The following is an 18,099-nucleotide window of genomic DNA, read 5'->3' as shown; positions in this document are numbered from 1 at the left end:
CCCGTTTGACAATCGTTGATCATGGCTTGCGCCGATTGACGAAGTAGAACGTGGTTACGAGCACCACCGACAGCGCCAGGAATACGGTGGCGATCGCGTTGATTTCCGGGCTCGTTTCGCGCCGCAACTGGCCGAGCATGTAGGTGGGCAGCGTATCCTGCCCGCCGGATTTGACGAATTCGGTGATGACCACATCATCGAGCGAAATGACGAAGGCGAGCATGAAGCCCGCGATGATGGCCGGCCTCAAAAGCGGCAGCGTCACGAAACGGAAGGCTTTCCACGGCGTGGCGTATAGGTCGGCGGCTGCGCGCTCCAGCGTCAGGTCCATGCTCTCCAGCCGCGCCCGGATCGGCAGGTAAGCGAACGGGATGCAGAAGGCGGTGTGCGCGGCGATCAGATAGCCGAGTCCTGAATAACCGGTCCAGACCTTGATGCGCGAGAACACGATCAGGAGCGCGACGCCGGTGACTATCTCCGGCACCATCAGCGGCTGGTTGATGAAGGCGTATTTGAAGGTAAGGCCGGGATAGGGACGCGTGCGGGTCGTGGCAAGCGCAGCCATGGTGGCGGCGATCGTCGACAGCGCGGCGGCCGAGACCGCCAGCACAAGCGAGCGGATGGAGGCGTCCTGCACCGCCGAATTGTGCCAGGCCGAGATAAACCAGCGCAGTGAGACGCCATCCCAGCGCGAAAGCGAATCCGCCGCGTTGAACGAATAGGCGACGAGCGCCGCGATCGGCAGATAGAGCGCGAAGAAGGTCAGAAGCGCCATGAAGCCGAAGCCGGGCTGCGCCTGGATGTCGAACCGACGCTTAGCCATGGGCGCCCTCCGACCCGGATGCATTGCGCACGTAGAACAGCAGCGCGATCATCACCAGCACCATGAGCGTAATCGAGATGGCCGCGCCCAGCGGCCAGTTACGGCCCGCGCCGAACTGCAGCTCGATCAGGTTGCCGAGCATCATGTTCTTGCCGCCGCCCAGCACCCGCGGAATGACATAGGCGCCAAGCGAGGGAATGAACACCAGTATCGAGCCGGCGATGACGCCGGGCTTGATCAACGGGAAGATGATGCGGCGCAGAACCTGCCAGCGGCCGGCATAGAGATCATATCCGGCCTCGACCAGCCTGAAGTCGAGCTTCTCCATCGAGGCGTAGATCGGCAGCACCATCAGAGGCAGGTAGATATAGATCATGCCCAGCAAGATCGCGGCGTCGGTATTCATGATTTGCAGCGGTTGCTTGATGATGCCGAGCGCCATCAGCGCCGTGTTGACCAGCCCTTCGTTGCGGATCACCTGCTGCATGGCGAAGGCGCGGATCAGGAGATTCGTCCAGAACGGAATGGTGACGAGGAAAACCCAGACCTCGCGTGTCTTCGGCGGTCGCGTGGCGATGAAATAAGCTGTGGGGAAGCCGAAGAGCAACGTCAGCACGGTGGTGTAGAAGGACAGGCTTATCGAACGCCAGAAGATGGACAGATGCGCGTCCGCCAGGCCCAGCGTGTCGTCGAAGATGTCACGCTGGAACAGGACCGATGTCCATCCGTCCAGCGAGAAGGTGCCGAACTGCACATCGCCATAGTCGCCCTTCAGCATGAAGGAATAAGCCAACATCACGAAAAGCGGCCCGGTGGCAGCCAGAAGGATGATGACGAGCGCCGGCGCCGAAAGCAGCCAGCGGCCGCGTATGTCCCTGGCGTCGGCGGCGCGAGCAATTTCCTCGGCGTTGGCCATGATTCCTCTAGTCCTTCAGCGCCTGAGCGGCATTCGGGCCGATCGCGACGCCCACGCGGTTGCCCGGCGCAAGCGCTTCGCCGCCGCCGCGGCTGTTCTGCCGCCGCACGATGAAGGCGCTGCCGTCGTCGAGCTTGAGATGGAGATGCGTGTCGGTGCCGAGATAGACCACGTTCTCGACCGTGCCCCTGAGCGAAGCGTTGGCGTCGGCCGGACCGATCTGCGCGTGCTCCGGCCGCACCACGAGCGTAACGTTGCCCGACGGCGTAAAACCTTCCGGCAGCGATGCCGGGATTTCCGCGCCGGTCGAGAGCCTGACGGTGGCGCGCCCGTCGGCTGCGCTTTTCACCTCGCCCTCGAGGAAATTCGTCTCGCCGATGAAGTCGGCGACGAAGCGTTCGGCCGGCCGGTCGTAGATGTCGCGCGGCGTGCCGACCTGCAGGATCTTGCCGGCCGACATGACCGCGATGCGGTCGGACATCGTCAGCGCTTCCTCCTGGTCGTGGGTGACGAAGATGAAGGTGATGCCGGTTTCGTGCTGCAGACGCTTCAGTTCGATCTGCATCTCCTTGCGCAGCTTGTAGTCCAGCGCCGACAACGGCTCGTCGAGCAAGAGCACCTTCGGCTGCGGCGCCAGCGCGCGGGCCAGCGCCACGCGCTGCTGCTGGCCGCCCGAGATCTGGCTGGTGCGGCGCGCCTTCAGCGCCTCCATCTTGACCAGCTTCAGCATCTGGGCGACGCGCGCTTCGGTCTCTCCCCTCGGCTTGCCAAGCATCTCCAGCCCGAAGCCGATGTTCTGCGCCACCGTCATGTGCGGGAAGAGCGCGTAGCTCTGGAAGACGGTGTTGACCGGGCGCTTGTAGGGCGGCAGCGGCGCTATATCCTGCCCGTGCAGCAGGATCTCGCCGGTGGTCGGAAAATCGAAACCGGCAATCAATCTCAGCAGCGTGGTCTTCCCGCATCCGGACGGGCCGAGCAGTGTGAAAAACTCGTTTTCGCGGATCGACACCGACACGGTGTCGAGAGCGGCTACCTGGTTCTCGCCTGTTCCAAAGACTTTGCGAACACCGCGAACTTCGATCGCGTTCTTACCCGGTTGTTCCGGCACGATTACCCCATTGAGAGCGCCTGCTCTTGTCGGCAGGTGTGTTCCTGTTTTGATTGTCACCATAAGCCGGTCGGCTTGGCAACTGCGCAGCAGTGACTCGATCCCGAGTCCCCATTCAATTAAGCAATTCCTATGCCATCGTTAGGCTTGGTAGGTGATCCTCCCCCCACAGATGGTGGTCACCGGATGCACGGTGTGCAGCGCTTCCGGCGCGGTCGCTTCGATATCGGCCGACAGGACGACAATATCCGCGAGATATCCGGTTTTGAGGCGGCCCTTGCGATGTTCGTTGAACTCCGCATAAGCGCCCTCCACCGTGTAGCCCTCTATTGCTTCCTGCAACGAGAAGCTCTGGTCCGGCATGCCTTCCGCCCAAGGCTTGCGCATCACTGCCGCCTGGATGGACAGGATCGGATCGACCGGCGAGACCGGCCAGTCGGATGCGAACACCACGCGCGCGCCGGCATTTTTCAGCGTGCGCCAAGCATAGCTCAACGGCCACTTGTCGCGGCCGATGCGCGAGATCGTCGGCTCGAGCGGGAAGTTCAGCGCACCGGGCGGATGCGCCGGCTGCATCGACGCCAACACGCCGAGCTCGGCGAAGCGCGGCACGTCGGCGGCCGTGATCACCTCGATATGCTCGACGCGATGCCGGCTGTCGCGCCGACCGTTCTTCTTCAGTGCCGCCTGGTAGCCGTCGAGCACTGCCCGCACGGCGCCGTCGCCGATCGAATGCACGGCGATCTGCAGGCCGCGCCTGTCGGCCTCGACCGCCACCTCGGCGAAATGTTCAGGCGAAAACAGCGGCTCGCCCCGCCATCCGCGCCGATCGGCATAGTCGTCGACCATCACCGCCGTCCAGGAATCCAGCACGCCGTCATAGAAGAGCTTGACCATGCCGGACGACAGCCACTCGGAATTGTAGCTCGCGGCCATCCGCGAGGCCTTCTCAAGCATGTCCAGCTTCATGAAATTCTTGAAGTGGAACGGGATCTTGGTGCGGCAAAGGAGCCGCCCTTCTTTTTCCAACCCGGCCAGCAGATTGAGCTGGTAGAGGTTGCCGTCCATGTTCTGGATCGAGGTGATGCCATGCTTGGCGCACCATTCAAGGCCGCGATGCATCAGATCGCGATCGGCCGCCAATTCCTTCTCCGAAGGATATGGATCCGGCTCGGCACCCTCGAGGCCAAGCCGCGCCCGGCTCGCCCCGTAATGGTCGAGGACCGGTCCGAATGCCTCGCTTTCGCGCAGCTCGCCGGCGGCAAGCCCGTCGGCGCCCATGACGATCTCATTGCCCTGTCCGACCTGCCTGCCATGAAGCAGGCCGGCCTCTTCTAGCGCCTTGGTGTTCGCCCACATCGTGTGGTGGTCCGAAGCCGACATGGCGAAGGGGCGGTCGGGAATGATGCGGTCGAGATCGTGGCGCGTCACCGGCTCCGGCAGGATGGCATAATCGACGCCGGCGCCGATCAGAAGCCTGGCGTCCGGGCGCTTCGCCGCGAAATCCTGGATCGCGTCGCGCAGCGCCTCGAAGCCGTGCACGCCCGCTAGGTGCAGATTGTCGAGCTCGGCCGCGCCGCCGAACAGATGCATATGCGCTTCGATGAAGCCCGGCAGGACCGAGCCGCCCTGGGCGTCGACAATTTTTGTCGCCGGTCCCTTGAGGTCTTCTATGGAAGCGCGGCTACCGATTGCGATGATGGCGCCGTCCTTGACGGCAATGGCCTCGGCAGCGGGATTGTCATTGTCCATGGTCAGCACGCGGCCGTTGACGACCACAAGATCCGCACCACCATCCGCAACCGACATCGCGACTCCACATTTTGCTGAGTGATCGACAGCGCACGTCCAACGGGCTGCCGCTCCACCGGGGCGGCGCCATGGGACAAAATCGATGCCGATGCGCCGTCTTCGAAATTCCCCTTGTTATCATTGAAGACAGCGTGGATAAAGAATGCGACTGTTTATTCGCGTTTGTCAACAGCCGGAATTTGGAATGTATAGTGGACTGCACCGCGCGCCGATGGTGGGGTCGAGCGGGGAACGGGGGCGACGAGCAGTGAAGCGCAGTCTCGACCGCAAGACCAGGATAGCGCTCGAACCGCGCAAGCAGCCGCGGCAGCAACGGTCAAGCAAGGTGGTCGACAGGATTCTCGATGCGGCCCTGATCCTGACGCGAGAGCAAGGAACCAGAACGCCGACGACGCTCGCCATCGCGCAGCGCGCGGGCCTGTCGGTCGGTTCGGTTTATCAGTACTTTCCCAACAAGGAAGCCATTCTTCTGGACCTGGCCCGGCGCTGGCTGTCGTCTTTTCCCGAGGTGATCCGGAAACGCATCAACGTCCCCCGGCCGACCAACCGTGATGAGTTTCGGCGCGAGGTGCGCAAGCTCTTCGCCGACACATCGAGGCTCTATCTCGAAAACGCCACGCTGATGCCGGTGATCGAGGCCATCTCCGGCAACGCCGACCTGAGGCCGATCCAGGACGAATATGACAAAGAGATCGTCGCCCTTTACGCCGCGTGGCTGCGGCATGTGAATCCGGCGCTTGAAGACAAGATCGCAAGTCGGCTCGGCGTGCTGATGATGGAAGTCGGCCATGTCTGCCGGCTTGTCGGGCTGAAGAGGGACCGCAGGACCTACGACCTTATCGAGAACGACGTGGAAACCATGTGGCTCGCCCTGGTCAGCCCCCATCTCAATCTCGAGTGATTTCGTACTTCCAACCGATTTCGCACTTCCAGGGGAGTTTCCATGAAAACTGTCTATTCGCCACTTCATGCCGGCCATTCAGGCCAGATGGAACTGGTCACGTCGGCGATCGTGCCGGGTTTCGAGAAGCCGTCGCGGGCGGAATTCATCAAGGCGCGGGTTGAGAGCGAGAAGCTCGGGCCGATCATCGGACCGGCCGAGCACGACCTCGCCGCCGCCAAGCGTGTGCATGAGGCTCACTACATCGACTTCCTGCCGACGGTGTGGCCGCAATGGGTCGCCGCCGGCTTCACGGGATCGGCGATGGGGTTCACCTGGCCGACGCGCGGCCTGCGCGGCGATGTGCCGCCGAAGCGCGTCGATGCCTTGCTCGGCTATTATTCCTTCGACGCCGGCGCCACCTTCGTCGAAGGCACCTGGGCGGCGATCAAGTCGTCCTATGATGTGGCGCTGACCGCCGCCGCTTTGGTCAAGGACGGCGAGCGCAGCGCCTTCGCGCTTTGCCGCCCGCCCGGCCATCATGCCGGCGCTGCCTTCATGGGCGGCTATTGCTTCATCAACAACGCCGCCGTCGTCGCGCAGTGGTTCCGCGACCACGGCGCCAGCCGTGTCTCCATTCTCGATGTCGACTACCATCACGGCAACGGCACACAGGAGATCTTCTATCGCCGCGGCGACGTCCAGGTGCTTAACCTGCATGGCGATCCGATGGTCGAGTATCCCTTCTTCCTCGGTCACGCCGACGAGCGCGGCGAAGGCGACGGCGAAGGTTTCAACATCAATTACCCGATGCCTTTCGGCACCGATTGGGACGGCTGGAGCGCGTCGCTGGAGGACGCCTGCGCCAGGCTCGCGGCCTACGCCCCCGATGTCGTCATCGTCTCGCTCGGCGTCGACACTTTCGAGAAGGACCCTATCAGCCAGTTCAAGCTGAAGAGCGTCGACTATCCCAAGATCGGCCGCCGCATCGCCGGGCTCGGCCTGCCGACGCTGTTCGTCATGGAAGGCGGCTACGCCGTGGAAGAGATCGGCATCAACGCCGTCGGCGTGCTGACGGGTTTCGAGGGTCGCTGAACCAATCCCGTTAACGGAACATACGCCCTCGGATGCCACCGCGGGCGTATTTTTTGCGACCCCGTCGGGAAATCATCCGCCCAATTCGGCATTGAAAGCACCACCAAGCAACGCGAACGTCGGCTGCTGAGTCGCAATGCGAGTCCATCAGATTCGATTTTGTCAAATCGCGTTTGATGTCGGATTCATCTGCGGGTAGATTAGACCCGAATCAGCCGGTCCATGGGGGGCGCGGCTACCACCCAAAGTCTCAAGTTCCGGCGCCAGGCCGGTACCAGACGCGGACGGTTTCGCGTTCCCTAGAGGGATTCGGCGCGGTTGGGCGCCGTTCGCGCCCGTGGGTGTGTCTTCGTAAACGTGACGCGTTTCGGGTCCGGCCGCTGGCTTCGCCAGCACCGGGCACAAGGATCGATTCCGGCAAGAATCCAAGAATTAAAATGAGCAGTCCCGCCGCGCTTCTCCAACCCGACGCTTCAGGCTCGCGCCTGACGTCGCGCGGCGATCTCACCAGTTTCTTCATGCAGCTCGCCGCCGATATCGGCGCCGACAGCTACATGCTGGTCGCCATCGTGCATGACCAGGACCGTAATGATGCGCGCATCGTCTCCTCCAACTGGATCTTCGACGCCATAGAGCTGATCGGCAAAAGGCTGATTGCCAATTTGGCGCTGGGTCCCTTGACCGTGGCGCCGGGCGTACGCCCGAAGCCGTTGGTGGCGGGGCACGCGCCCGACGCCGGCGCGTTGCTGACCGGCGAGGAAGCCCGCCTGCTCGACGTGCTCGGCCACGCCGAAATCTATTCGCTGCGGCTCAATATCGGCCGGCAGCGCCTGTTCGTGCTGTTCTCGGCCGCCGAGGCAGGCAGGATCGATCTGGCCGCGCTGATGAAGGCACAGCTCAAATGCTGCTATGCGCTTTCCAGCATCCCGCAGCTGATCGCGGCGGCATCCATGCAGGACCCGCTGTCGGACCGCGAACGCGAATGCCTGTTCTGGGTCTCGGAAGGCAAGACCACCGATGAAGTGGCCGTCATCCTCGGGGTCTCGTCGAACACCGTCAACAGCTACATCACGCACGCCATCCAGAAGTTCGCGGCCAGCAACCGCGCGATGGCGATCGCGACCGCGATCAGGAGCGGCATCATTTGAAGCACGCACAGGTCAAAGAGGCGGCCGCCGCCCTTTTCAACGATCAGCGCAATCCGTTCGGCGCCTTCTCGCTCGGCTCGGAAACCCATCAAGCGGTCACCATTCCGGATGCCGTGCGTCGCTGCCGCTGGATCGCCGTCGATATCAACGCCTCGGCGTTCGGCCTCTATTTCGTTAGCCCCTCGCCCGAGCGCGCGCGTCTCGTGGCGTGTTTCGATTCCGACTATCCCGGCACCGCTGTCGCGACCAAGTTCATCTCCGGCGCCAATGGCGAGGACATGGTGCGCCACAGCCGCCTCTCGACGGCGCCGCGCTGGTGGGCCGACGACGGCAGCGCCGGATCGCGGCAGGTCTTCCACTCGCTCGCCTGGGCCGAGCCGACCACGCCGCTGGCGCCCGGCACCAACGGCATCGCCTTTCCGGTGCATGCCGATCGCGGCCAATGCGGGCTGGTCGTCTTCCTGGGCTCGGAGATCGCGCTGTCCGACGAAACGCTGTGCGAAATCCACGCCCGCTCCTTCGCGCTTTTCGCGGCGGTCGCCCGCATCCGCCCCGGCGACACCGGCAGGGCACGTTCGATTTCCAAGCGCGAGCTCGAATGCCTGAAGCTGACCGCCAACGGCAACACCAGCGAGGAGATCGCCAAGCTCCTCAAGCTCTCGGTGCATACCGCCAACCAGTATCTCACCCAGTCGACGCAGAAGCTCAACGCGGTCAACCGCAACCAGGCTGTCGCCAAGGCATTGCGGCTCGGCTTGATTGAGTGACGTCACGCCTGCGACGCTGAACGTGCTGCGGCTAAAGCATGTCTCCCGAAAGTGGGAACCGGTTTCGGGGCAAAGGCATGCGCAAAATCAAAAGCCTAAAGCGCAGGGAGCGAATCTAAAAGATCGCGATGCGCTTTAGTCGGCTCGCCTGCTATCAAATCTCAGGGGAATGCCAGCGGCTCGGTCCTGCGGATGCGAGCCTCTTCGATTGCGTCTTCGAGCAAGGCCGTGTTGTGCTCGGGCGTTTCGCCGGGCTTCTCGAACGACACGTAGTTGACCGTCACGGATGCCTCGCGCTCGGTCAGGGTGAGCTGGAAATAGACCGTCACGCCACGCGGCCGAAGCTCGAGATCGAGCACGATGCGCGGGCTGCCGCTCCAGTCGACATGCGCCTCGCCGCCATGGCCGAGCCGCAGCGTGCCCGGCCGGAAGTAGAGCTCGGCCGCCGAATCCACCAGGTCCGACAGGCAGGCGAAATGCTCGAGCCGGATGAAGGCGATATAGTCGGCAACGTCGATGAGCCTCAACTCGCCCACCACAGGCTCGATGGCGCTGGCGACGATCAGCTCGCGGGAATTGGCGTGTGGTTGCCGGTCCATGGGTTAGCGGCGTCCGTTCATTGGGTTGCTTTTCGCGCTGCCTTCTTCGAGTAGACGATCCGCACCAACTCGGCGACCGCCTGGTAGAATTGCGACGGGATCACGCTATCAACCGAAACTTGCTTGTACATGGAGCGCGCGAGCGCCACGTCCTCGAAGATCGGGATGTTGTTCTCCCTGGCGATCTCGCGGATCTTGAGCGCCACCAGGTCCTGTCCCTTGGCCAGCACGATCGGCGCGGAATCCTCCTCGCGCACATATTTCAGCGCGATCGAATAGTGCGTCGGATTGGCGATCACCAGCGTCGCGCGCGGCACGGCCGTCATCATGCGTTTGCGCGCCCGGTCGCGCGCCAGCGAGCGCAGCCGCGACTTGACGATCGGATCGCCTTCCGACTGCTTCAGCTCGTCCTTGACTTCCTGCTTGGTCATGCGCAGGTCGCGCCGCCAGTGGAAACGCGACCAGACGATGTCGACCACCGCGATCAGCCCCATGACGAAGACGATCGCCACCAATATGTCGACGAAGATGCTGCGTATGACCAAGCCGAACGAGGCCGGATTGGTGATCATGCCGGCGAGCAGCTTGCGATGATCTTCCGAGAGCGTGAAGGTCAACACCGCGATAGCGAAGCCGAGCTTGGCCAGCGACTTCAGGAATTCGACCCAGCCCTGCACGCCGAACATACGGCTCCAGCCCTTGGCGACCGAGATGCGCGACAGCTGCGGCCTGATCCGTTCGCCGACGATTTGCGGCATGTTCTGGAACACCGAGGCGCCGATGCCGGCAACCGTCAGCAACACCAGCAGGCTGACGACGGCGCCGCCGATCTCGACCAAGACCTGCTTGTAGAGCGAGATGACGTCGGTCTCGGTGTCCATCGGCCAGGCTTCCGGCTTTTCCAGGAACGTCGACAGGAACATGCCGAGATCGACGATCGCGTCCTTAGCGTAGAAGATGGCGAAAACCAGTATGGCGAGGAAGGACGCAAAGATCGCGGTCTCACGCGAATGGGGCAGCTTGCCCTGTTCGATCGTGTCGCGGATCTTCTTTTCTGTGGCTTCCTCTGTTTTGGAATCCTTGTCGACCGCTTCAGCCATGGCGTCCTGACCGGGCTATGATCGTCAGGCGGCTTCGGCGGTGGCGGTCTGCGTCGAGGGCAGCTCGAAAGCCCCTTCGCGCGACAGCCGGATGGCGGCGACCGATATGCTCTTGCGCGCCGCCATGATGTCGGCAAGGCCAATGCCTTCCGAACCTTGTCCGAGTTCGGATTCGATCATGCGGCGAGAGCGCGCGCCGATCGCCGACAACGCGGATTCGGCGAGTTCCGGCGACGCGCCGCGCAGTGCCAGCGTGACGAGCTCCGTCGACAATCCGTCGAACAGCAGAACCCGGGCTTTCTGCGGCAGCAGCGGCAGGTCGTCGAAGGCGAACAGCCGCGACTTGACGCCGGCGAGATCTGGCGTGCCGGCGTCCTCCAGGTCCTGCATGAGGTCGTCCAGCTCCGGCTTCGCCATTTCGTTGAGCATGCTGGCGACGCGCTCCTGGCCGGCAGTGGTGTCCCGGCTGGCTTTCTGCGACAGCACGCTCACGCGCAGTTGGTTCTCGACGATCCGCGATGCCGCGTCCGGGATGTTGGCCATTGTCACCATGCGTTTTATGATCTGGCTGCGCATCGGCTTTTCCATCGTGAGCAGCACGTTGGCGGCTGTCTGCGGCGCAAGCTTCGACAGCACCATGGCCGATGTCTGCGGATGCTCGCCGGCAAGGAAGGAGCCGAGACGCGACGGCTCGAGCTTCTCGAGGTCCGGCCAGATCGGCGCAGGTCCTTCCGGGACCGGCTCGAACTTCTTGTCGCCCATGATGGCGCTCATCTCCTCGGGCGACAGCGATTCGTTGAGGATAGTATCCATCCGGTCGGCTGAATCGAGCAGGCCGGCGCCCTCGGTGAACTCGGCTTCGAACTCGGCGACGATGCGTTCCAGATCAGCCTGCGGAATGGTGCGTAACAGACGCGCGCCCTCGATCAGCGCCTTCAGCTCGTCCTGTTTGAAGAACTTGAGCAGGCGGCTGGCCGCGGGCTTGCCCATGGCCACCAATATGGCCGCCGCCTTTTGCGGACGTGTGAGCGCCAATGCCGTCGTCATGCGTGTTGTCCTCGCTGCCGATTGGTCCGCCCGCCGGCCATTCTCAGGCGCTCTTCGTCGCGGCGATGATTTCGGTGAGCCGGATGCCGAAACGCGTCGGATCGCTTTCCAGCACCGTGATCTCGCCGCGCGCTATTCTGCGGCCGTTGACCACGACGTCGACCGGCTCGCCGATGCGGCGGTTGAGCGCGACGGTGGAACCCTTTTGCAGCGCCATCAACTCCGACACGGGCATTTCCGTGCTGCCGAGGATGATCTGCACGTCGACCGGAATGGTCATGATGATCGAAGAATTGGCACCCGAATACAGCGCGCCATCCGGGCGCTTTTCCTCCTCCCGCAGCACGCCGCGCAGTTCCTCGATGGCGCGGTCGAGCTGTTCGTCGGGCTGATCGGGTTCGGCTTCCACCTTGGTTTTTGCCATCTGTCGTCTCCATGAATCCCGTGCCTGGCGTCAGCCCGGCAACAGTCCGTCGATGAAATCCTGCCCGGCATCATGCGGATGGCTGATGCGGACGGTGTAGTTCTGCCCCAGCTTGCCGAACTCGCAGACAAACAGGGTCTTGTCGCGGGCGCTGAGCTTGGCGTTGATCTGCGCGTTCTCCTCGAATTCGATCACCTGGCCGGGTTCAAACGCGGCGAGGTCGCCGAGCGTCAGCCGGGCGAGCGGCATCGTCGCTTCGAGCCGGACGGTCGAGCGCATCACTTCTTCGGAGAAGCGGGCCCGCCAGTCGAATTCGGTGGTCTCGCCGTCCTCGCCCGCCGCGACGTCGCCGCTGCGCGAGGAAAGCAGCAGGCGCTGCGGGATCATCACAGTGAGTGTGCCGCTGTCGGACGGTATCGACAGGCCAAAGACGATGCGCACGGCGGCGCCGTCGCGCAGCACGCGCCGCCTCGCATCGTTGCCCGACATTGCTTTCGGCGCCGGCAGCCGCAGGTCGAGCGAACGTTTGCCGGAACCGTTGAGCGCCGTCGCAACCTCCTGGAACACGCTGGTCGCAACATCGGCCTCGATCTGCGACAGGTCGCGCTCGATCGGCGCCACCGGCTGGTCGGGATCGCCGCCGAACAGCGCGCTCACCATGACGGCGACCGCTTGCGCATCCATCACCAGCGTCATGGCGTCGGCTGAGGTCGGCGAGGCAACAACGGTCAGCGCGAAGGCATCGCCGGCGCGCGAACGTGCCTCGGGAACGCGGCCGACCTCCACCACTTGCAGATCGACGGTCACCGGCGCGCCGAGCTCGCCTATAAGCGCCTTCTGCAGCACCGGCAGCGCCCGCTCGGCCATGCCGCGGCCGGCGCCGATCACCTGCGCCGCCTCGCCGCTGTCGCCGACGAGCCGCTCAATGATGAGCTCCCGGGTTTGCGAAGGACTGCCCGGACTTGTCATGACGGCAGGCGGCCCTGTCTGCGCTGCTGCATGCTCAGGCCGCCTTCTTCTCGGCGTTGCCGGTGTTCATGGTGCTCTGCTCGACGGCATCAATCGTCGGACGCTCGTAGGAGGATATCGTCTTGCGGCCGAATTCGATCGCCACCTGCGGCAGGGCGCCGTTCATATACGCAAGCAGCGTCTGCTTGACGATGATGTAGAGGCGGTTCTTCTTTTCGCGCACCGTCTTGATCTTGGTGGCCACCGGACCCACCACGGCATAGGACAGGAAGATGCCGAGGAAGGTTCCGACGAGTGCCGCGCCGATCAGGCCGCCGAGGATTTCCGGCGACTGGTCCAGCGCGCCCATCGCCTTCACCACGCCGAGCACGGCCGCGACGATGCCCAGCGCCGGCAGGCCGTCGCCGACCGCAACCATCGCGTGATAGGCCTTCAGCTTGTCGGTACGGATCGTCTGGATCTCCTCGTCCATCAGCGCCTCGATCTCATGCGAGCGGGCGTTGCCGATGATGATGATGCGGCAGTAGTCGCAGATGAAATGGGTCAGGTCGTGGTTCTTCAGCACGGTCGGGAAGGCCTGGAAGATGGCCGACTCCTCCGGATTGTCGATATGCGCCTCGACCTCGCTGCGCGACTTCGAGCGCAGTTCGCGCATCAGGCTGTGCAGGACGCCCAGCGTCTCGAGGTAGTCGCGCTCCTTCGGCACTGCCTGCTTGAAGGCTTCGAGAATGCCCTTGCCGGTATCCTTGACCGTCTTCATCGGATTGGCGACGAGGAAGGTGCCGAGCGCCGCGCCGCAGATGACAACCGCTTCCCACGGCTGCAGCAGCACATGCAGATGCCCGCCCATGGCCATGAAGCCGCCGAGAACGCAGCCGAGCGTCACCACAAGTCCGATCAGAATGCCCACGGCAGGTCCTTCCGCATGTCACATCGTGGATCAGGGATAGTCCCCGTGCCTTGTGTGAGGCTTGAATCGAAGGCATCGAACGCGATTCAGCTTCGCGCAAGGAAGTGACGCTATTGTGCGGGGATAGCTTCGGCCGGAGGCATGCCCTTTGCTTAGCACCTACATTAGCTACCAGTTGATCGCCAAAGACATCCCTAAGTCTATCGCTCGCATCGAGCAGCAGCCGACGGTCGATCGCGACACCCAATACTATCTGGCCAACATCACCAAGGTGAAATCGATCGACGATTTCGTCAACAACGACCGCCTGTTCAAATACGCCATGAAGGCTTACGGGCTGGAGAACATGGACTATGCCAAGGCCTTTATGGTCAAGGCGCTGAAGGAAGGCGTCTCCAATCCCGACAGCTTCGCCAACAAGCTGACCGACAAGCGCTACGCGCAGTTTGTCGCCGCATTCAACTTCGCCGCCAACGGCGCCGATGCGACCGTCTATAACAAGGCGCAGCAGTTGGTGCCGAAGAATTATGCGCTGCAAGTCCAGATCGGCGCCTCGCAGACCGGGCTCGCTTACTATCAGAGCGAGACCGCCTACTACGCCACCAATATCTCCAAGGTGAAGTCGATCGACGATCTGATGGGCGACAGCCGCCTGCTGACATATGCGATGGCCGCATTCGGTCTGGACGCCGAAACCGAACCGGCAGCAACCGTCAGAGCGATGCTGGAAGGCGGCGTAAGTGATCCCAACAGCCCCGCCAACAAACTGACCGACAAGAGCTACGCCAATTTCGTCGCGGCTTTCGACTTCGCCCAATACGGCGACCAGACGACCACCCGCGATAAGGTCCAGCAGGGAGTTCCGGCAGGCTACGTGGCTGGAACCGGATTGAAACTGGTCGAGCCGAGCGCGCAATACATCAAGAGCGAGGCGGACTATTACGCGGCAAACATCTCCAAGGTGAAGTCGATCGACGACCTCATGGCCGACAAGCGCCTGCTCACTTTCGCCATGGCCTCGTACGGACTGGATGCCACGACAGAAAAACCGCAGCAGATCCGCGCTATGCTCGAAGGCGGCGTCAGCGATCCCGGCAGCCCCGCAAACCAGCTGACCGACAAACGCTACGCCAACTTCGTCACGGCTTTCGACTTTGCCCAATATGGCGATCAGACGACGTCGCGCGATGTGGTGCTGAAAGACACCCCGAAGATCTACACGACGGAATCGCCGCTTGGCCTGATCCCGCCCAACGCGGACTACATCGCGTCGGAGACCGCATACTACCTTGCCAACGTCACGAACGTGAAATCCATCGACGATCTGATGGCCAACAGCCGATTGTACAATTATGCGCTCTCGGCTTATGGGCTCGATCCGGCCACGCAGAGCAAGGACCTCATCCGCAGCGTCCTTGCCGGCGGCGTTCGCGACCCCGACAGCGTCGCCAACAAGATGACCAACAAGGCCTATGCCGGGCTCGCCACCGCGTTCAACTTCGAGCAATACGGCGAAAACGCGACCACCATCAATCCGGCGCAGCAGCCGACCGTCGACATGTACATGCGCCAGACGCTGGAGGAGGATGCCGGCAAGACCAATGAAGGCGTGCGGCTGGCGCTCTATTTTCAGCGCAAGGCACCCGACATCACCAGCTGGTACGATGTTCTCGCCGACACCGCTTTAGCCAGCGTGGTCCGCACCGCGCTCGGCCTGCCCGATTCCTTCGCCACCGCCGATATCGACAAGCAGGCGCAGCTATTCGAGCAGAAGCTCGACATCAAGGACTTCACCGACCCGGACAAGCTCACCAAATTCCTGACCCGCTTCACCAGCATGTACGAGATCAATCATCCGACCTCGACAGCGGTGACGTCGGTCAGCGTGCTCTTCGCGCAACCGACCAGTGTCGGCATCTCCACCGATTTGATGATGGCCATGCAGCAGTTGAAATTCTGAGAAGATCATGCAGGACAGCCTTTACGTCGCCCTTTCCTCGCAGATCGCGCTCGAGCGCCGTCTCGACACCATCGCCGACAACGTCGCCAACGCCTCGACCATCGGCTTTCGCGCCACCGGCGTGAAGTTCGAGGATGTGGTTTCGGGCACCGGGCCGAAGTCGGTTTCCTTCGCCTCCTCCGGCAAGACCTATCTTTCCGGCGCGCATGGCGCGCTGACCGAAACCGGCAACCCGTTCGACTTCGCCGTCCAGGGCGACGCCTGGTTCGCCATTGACACGCCCGCCGGCACGGTGATGACGCGCGACGGCCGCTTCTCGATGAACGAGAACGGCGAATTGATGTCGATCGAAGGCTACCCCGTCCTGGACGGCGGCGGCGCCCCGATCCAGCTCGATCCGCGCAACGGCCCCCCCAAGGCGGGCGCCGACGGCTCGCTCAGGCAGAACGATCAACTGGTCGGCGCGATCGGCCTCTACAATTTCGACCCCGGCGAGAATTTCGTCCGCTACGGCAATTCGGGTGTCGTTCCGGCGCGCACGCCCGAACCCGTCACCGACCGCTCGGACGTCGGTATCGCTCAAGGCTTTCTGGAAGAGTCGAACGTCAACCCGGTGCTGGAAATGACTCGGCTGATCCAGGTGCAGCGCGCTTTCGAGAACACGGCGGCGCTGATGCGGCAGACCGATTCCTCCACCGACGACGCGATCAAGACGCTCGGCTCGAAGTGACGGCATGACGACCGGCTCGTCCCTGTTGCGCGCTTCCGACAGCCCGGCGGATACCGGACGGACCGACAGGCTGGCCGCGCTCGAGCGCGTCTGGCGGCGGTTCGACGATCCGCAGGCGCTGCTTTCACGCGGCGGCCGCGTCGCCGAGATATCGCCGACGCATTACAAGGTCCGCGGCCTGTCCGGGATTGCCAGGCTCGGCGACATCGTCGAGCAACGCGGCAAGGCCGGCGCACGCCGCGGCGAGATCGTCAAGATCGGCAGCGACGAGGTGGTGGTCGCGCCTTTCGAACGCAGCGCCGACGCCGGCATCGGCGATGCCGTCTTTCGCCGCGGCCCGCTCGCGGTCGCGCCGCATGTTTCCTGGCGCGGGCGCGCCATCGATGCCTTGACTCGCGTTATTGACGGCGGACCGCCGCTGATCAGGCCGAATGCCGCCGATGTCGCACATGGCGCGACGCCCGGCGCCCTGGCGCGTCAGCGCGTCGGCACCGGCTTCCTCACCGGCGTCAGGGTCATAGACATCTTCACGCCGCTCTGCTTCGGCCAGCGGCTCGGCATCTTCGCCGGCTCCGGCGTCGGCAAGTCGACGCTGCTTGCGATGCTGGCCGGCGCCGAGGCCTTCGATACGGTGGTCGTGGCGCTGATCGGCGAGCGCGGCCGCGAGGTGCGCGAATTCCTCGAGGATACGATCGGCGCCCAGAGCATGGCCAAGACCGTCGCCGTCGTCGCCACCAGCGATGAAAGCGCCATGATGCGCCGGCGCGCGCCCGACACCGCCATGTGCGTAGCCGAGCATTTCCGCGACCAGGGCCATCGCGTGCTGCTGGTGCTGGATTCCATCACCCGCTTCGCCCATGCGCTGCGTGAGGTAGCGACGGGAACCGGCGAGCCGCCGGTCGCGCGCGGCTATCCGGCCTCGGTCTTCACCGACCTGCCGAAGCTGCTCGAACGAGCCGGGCCGGGGGCCGAAGGCAAGGGTTCGATCACCGCCATCATCTCCGTGCTGGTCGACGGCGACGACCATAACGATCCGGTCGCCGATTCGGTGCGCGGCATCCTCGACGGCCATGTCGTGCTCGACCGCGCGCTTGCCGAGCAGGGCCGTTATCCGCCGGTCAATCCGCTGTCGTCGATCTCACGCCTCGCCGACAAGGCCTGGAGCGCGGAGCAGCGCATGCTGGTGACAAGGTTGAAATCGATGATCGCGCGCTTCGAGGACACGCGCGACATCCGTCTGCTGGGCGCTTACCAGAGCGGCGCCGATGCCGAGCTCGACATCGCGGTGCGCCAGGTGCCGCTGATCTACGAGGCGCTCACGCAATCGCCGAGGGACCGCGCATCGGCCGATCCGTTCACCGACCTCGCCCGCCACCTCAAGGGGAAGCTGAATGGCGATCAAGGAGACTGAGCTCCAATACACCGAGCGCATGTTGCGCGACATGCTTGCCGAGGCCGAGGCGGCGGAGAAAGCCGCTGCCGATGAAGCAAGAATTGCCAGGAACAAAGCCGCGCTCGCCAGGACGGAGAAGGCGACGGCTCTTCTAAACAAAGCCAACAGGCCGCATCCGCCGAGGGCGACCGCCGATATGGCACAGGCCAGCCGCGATTCGTTGCTCGACGGGCTTTTTCCCCGCACCGAGTGGCCGGAGCCGCCGAAAGCCCAGTTCCCGCGCCTCGCCGACAAGAGCGCGGACCGCCGCAGCGATTTCGTCATCGCCGCGCTCGGCATCACGCTCGGCCTGATCTGCGCCTTGTTTCCCTGGTACATCTTCTTCAACCAGGAGCAGTTCGGCGTTCAGGCCATCAAG

The 18,099-nt window shown here is 63.6% G+C and carries 17 protein-coding genes and 1 pseudogene; 8 read left to right on the top strand and 10 right to left on the bottom strand.

The annotated features are described in order from the left end of the window. Positions 1–19: 19 nt before the first annotated feature. From FJ980_RS04615 to FJ980_RS04600, 4 genes are all read right to left on the bottom strand, one after another. A complete protein-coding gene (locus tag FJ980_RS04615) occupies positions 20–823 on the bottom strand; it encodes an ABC transporter permease (protein ID WP_140541765.1) in 804 nt (267 codons plus the stop codon). Then, complete coding sequence (locus tag FJ980_RS04610; RefSeq protein WP_140541764.1) at positions 816–1,739, bottom strand: ABC transporter permease; 924 nt, start codon at positions 1,737–1,739, stop codon at positions 816–818. The genes FJ980_RS04615 and FJ980_RS04610 overlap by 8 nt, the downstream gene beginning before the upstream one ends. 7 nt (positions 1,740–1,746) lie before the next feature. Beyond that, positions 1,747–2,847 (bottom strand): ABC transporter ATP-binding protein, encoded by a 1,101-nt coding sequence (locus FJ980_RS04605; RefSeq protein ID WP_140541763.1) that lies wholly within the window; start codon positions 2,845–2,847, stop codon positions 1,747–1,749. Between the two features lie 141 nt (positions 2,848–2,988). Then, positions 2,989–4,656, bottom strand: coding sequence for an amidohydrolase (locus tag FJ980_RS04600; RefSeq protein WP_140541762.1), 1,668 nt, complete (start codon positions 4,654–4,656; stop codon positions 2,989–2,991). Positions 4,657–4,906: 250 nt separating this feature from the next. On the opposite strand from FJ980_RS04600, the gene FJ980_RS04595 reads away from it, so the two are divergent. The 4 genes from FJ980_RS04595 to FJ980_RS04580 all read left to right on the top strand — a co-directional run bounded on the left by FJ980_RS04595 (position 4,907) and on the right by FJ980_RS04580 (position 8,549). Next, positions 4,907–5,560 (top strand): TetR/AcrR family transcriptional regulator, encoded by a 654-nt coding sequence (locus FJ980_RS04595; RefSeq protein ID WP_140541836.1) that lies wholly within the window; start codon positions 4,907–4,909, stop codon positions 5,558–5,560. A gap of 42 nt (positions 5,561–5,602) precedes the next feature. After that, positions 5,603–6,634, top strand: a complete 1,032-nt coding sequence (locus FJ980_RS04590) for a histone deacetylase family protein (protein ID WP_140541761.1) — start codon at positions 5,603–5,605, stop codon at positions 6,632–6,634. Positions 6,635–7,071: 437 nt separating this feature from the next. Beyond that, positions 7,072–7,782 carry a helix-turn-helix transcriptional regulator gene (locus FJ980_RS04585; protein WP_140541760.1) on the top strand — a complete coding sequence of 237 codons (711 nt, stop codon included), beginning with the start codon at positions 7,072–7,074 and terminating at the stop codon, positions 7,780–7,782. Then, positions 7,779–8,549 (top strand): helix-turn-helix transcriptional regulator, encoded by a 771-nt coding sequence (locus FJ980_RS04580; RefSeq protein ID WP_140541759.1) that lies wholly within the window; start codon positions 7,779–7,781, stop codon positions 8,547–8,549. Before FJ980_RS04585 ends, FJ980_RS04580 begins: the two co-directional genes overlap by 4 nt. A gap of 161 nt (positions 8,550–8,710) precedes the next feature. On the opposite strand, the gene FJ980_RS04575 is transcribed toward FJ980_RS04580, so the two are convergent. From FJ980_RS04575 to motA, 6 genes are read right to left on the bottom strand one after another with little or no spacing between them, the layout of a single operon-like run. Further along, positions 8,711–9,148: a hypothetical protein gene (locus FJ980_RS04575; protein WP_140541758.1), complete on the bottom strand. Its 438-nt coding sequence runs from the start codon at positions 9,146–9,148 to the stop codon at positions 8,711–8,713. Between the two features lie 17 nt (positions 9,149–9,165). Beyond that, positions 9,166–10,248: a flagellar biosynthesis protein FlhB gene (gene flhB / locus FJ980_RS04570; RefSeq protein WP_140541757.1), complete on the bottom strand. Its 1,083-nt coding sequence runs from the start codon at positions 10,246–10,248 to the stop codon at positions 9,166–9,168. 24 nt (positions 10,249–10,272) lie between these two features. Then, entirely contained in the window at positions 10,273–11,295 is a 1,023-nt protein-coding gene (locus FJ980_RS04565) for a flagellar motor switch protein FliG (protein ID WP_140541756.1), read from the bottom strand. A 43-nt stretch (positions 11,296–11,338) separates the two neighbouring features. Continuing rightward, positions 11,339–11,719 (bottom strand): flagellar motor switch protein FliN, encoded by a 381-nt coding sequence (fliN, locus tag FJ980_RS04560; protein WP_140541755.1) that lies wholly within the window; start codon positions 11,717–11,719, stop codon positions 11,339–11,341. A 30-nt stretch (positions 11,720–11,749) separates the two neighbouring features. Next, entirely contained in the window at positions 11,750–12,688 is a 939-nt protein-coding gene (locus tag FJ980_RS04555) for a FliM/FliN family flagellar motor switch protein (RefSeq protein WP_140541754.1), read from the bottom strand. Between the two features lie 34 nt (positions 12,689–12,722). Further along, positions 12,723–13,598 carry a flagellar motor stator protein MotA gene (motA, locus tag FJ980_RS04550; protein WP_140541753.1) on the bottom strand — a complete coding sequence of 292 codons (876 nt, stop codon included), beginning with the start codon at positions 13,596–13,598 and terminating at the stop codon, positions 12,723–12,725. A gap of 148 nt (positions 13,599–13,746) precedes the next feature. Between motA and FJ980_RS04545 the strand changes: the two genes are divergently transcribed. From FJ980_RS04545 to FJ980_RS04530, 4 genes and pseudogenes are all read left to right on the top strand, one after another. Further along, a complete protein-coding gene (locus FJ980_RS04545) occupies positions 13,747–15,558 on the top strand; it encodes a DUF1217 domain-containing protein (RefSeq protein ID WP_140541752.1) in 1,812 nt (603 codons plus the stop codon). A gap of 7 nt (positions 15,559–15,565) precedes the next feature. Beyond that, on the top strand, positions 15,566–16,288 hold the full coding sequence (flgF, locus tag FJ980_RS04540) for a flagellar basal-body rod protein FlgF (RefSeq protein ID WP_112096306.1): 723 nt from the start codon (positions 15,566–15,568) through the stop codon (positions 16,286–16,288). A 4-nt stretch (positions 16,289–16,292) separates the two neighbouring features. Continuing rightward, positions 16,293–17,699 (top strand): flagellar protein export ATPase FliI, encoded by a 1,407-nt coding sequence (gene fliI / locus FJ980_RS04535; protein WP_140541751.1) that lies wholly within the window; start codon positions 16,293–16,295, stop codon positions 17,697–17,699. Then, positions 17,680–18,099 (top strand): annotated as a pseudogene (locus FJ980_RS04530) (hypothetical protein); the annotation flags it as partial. The gene fliI and the pseudogene FJ980_RS04530, both read left to right, overlap by 20 nt.

Origin of the sequence: Mesorhizobium sp. B1-1-5, assembly GCF_006443065.1 — a bacterium.
In the GTDB taxonomy this organism is placed as follows: Bacteria; Pseudomonadota; Alphaproteobacteria; order Rhizobiales; family Rhizobiaceae; genus Mesorhizobium.
The sequence above is the reverse complement of the archived record's forward strand: the minus strand, read 5'-3'. Positions and strand labels throughout refer to the sequence as shown.

What these genes read in the sequence shown, in the direction of transcription:
- FJ980_RS04555 (WP_140541754.1), bottom strand. Translation starts at nt 12,688, where the DNA reads ATGACAAGTCCGGGCAGTCCTTCGCAAACCCGGGAGCTCATCATTGAG.
- FJ980_RS04565 (WP_140541756.1), bottom strand. Translation starts at nt 11,295, where the DNA reads ATGACGACGGCATTGGCGCTCACACGTCCGCAAAAGGCGGCGGCCATA.
- flgF (WP_112096306.1), top strand. Translation starts at nt 15,566, where the DNA reads ATGCAGGACAGCCTTTACGTCGCCCTTTCCTCGCAGATCGCGCTCGAG.
- fliI (WP_140541751.1), top strand. Translation starts at nt 16,293, where the DNA reads ATGACGACCGGCTCGTCCCTGTTGCGCGCTTCCGACAGCCCGGCGGAT.
- fliN (WP_140541755.1), bottom strand. Translation starts at nt 11,719, where the DNA reads ATGGCAAAAACCAAGGTGGAAGCCGAACCCGATCAGCCCGACGAACAG.
- FJ980_RS04610 (WP_140541764.1), bottom strand. Translation starts at nt 1,739, where the DNA reads ATGGCCAACGCCGAGGAAATTGCTCGCGCCGCCGACGCCAGGGACATA.
- FJ980_RS04600 (WP_140541762.1), bottom strand. Translation starts at nt 4,656, where the DNA reads ATGTCGGTTGCGGATGGTGGTGCGGATCTTGTGGTCGTCAACGGCCGC.
- flhB (WP_140541757.1), bottom strand. Translation starts at nt 10,248, where the DNA reads ATGGCTGAAGCGGTCGACAAGGATTCCAAAACAGAGGAAGCCACAGAA.
- FJ980_RS04585 (WP_140541760.1), top strand. Translation starts at nt 7,072, where the DNA reads ATGAGCAGTCCCGCCGCGCTTCTCCAACCCGACGCTTCAGGCTCGCGC.
- FJ980_RS04590 (WP_140541761.1), top strand. Translation starts at nt 5,603, where the DNA reads ATGAAAACTGTCTATTCGCCACTTCATGCCGGCCATTCAGGCCAGATG.
- FJ980_RS04615 (WP_140541765.1), bottom strand. Translation starts at nt 823, where the DNA reads ATGGCTAAGCGTCGGTTCGACATCCAGGCGCAGCCCGGCTTCGGCTTC.
- FJ980_RS04575 (WP_140541758.1), bottom strand. Translation starts at nt 9,148, where the DNA reads ATGGACCGGCAACCACACGCCAATTCCCGCGAGCTGATCGTCGCCAGC.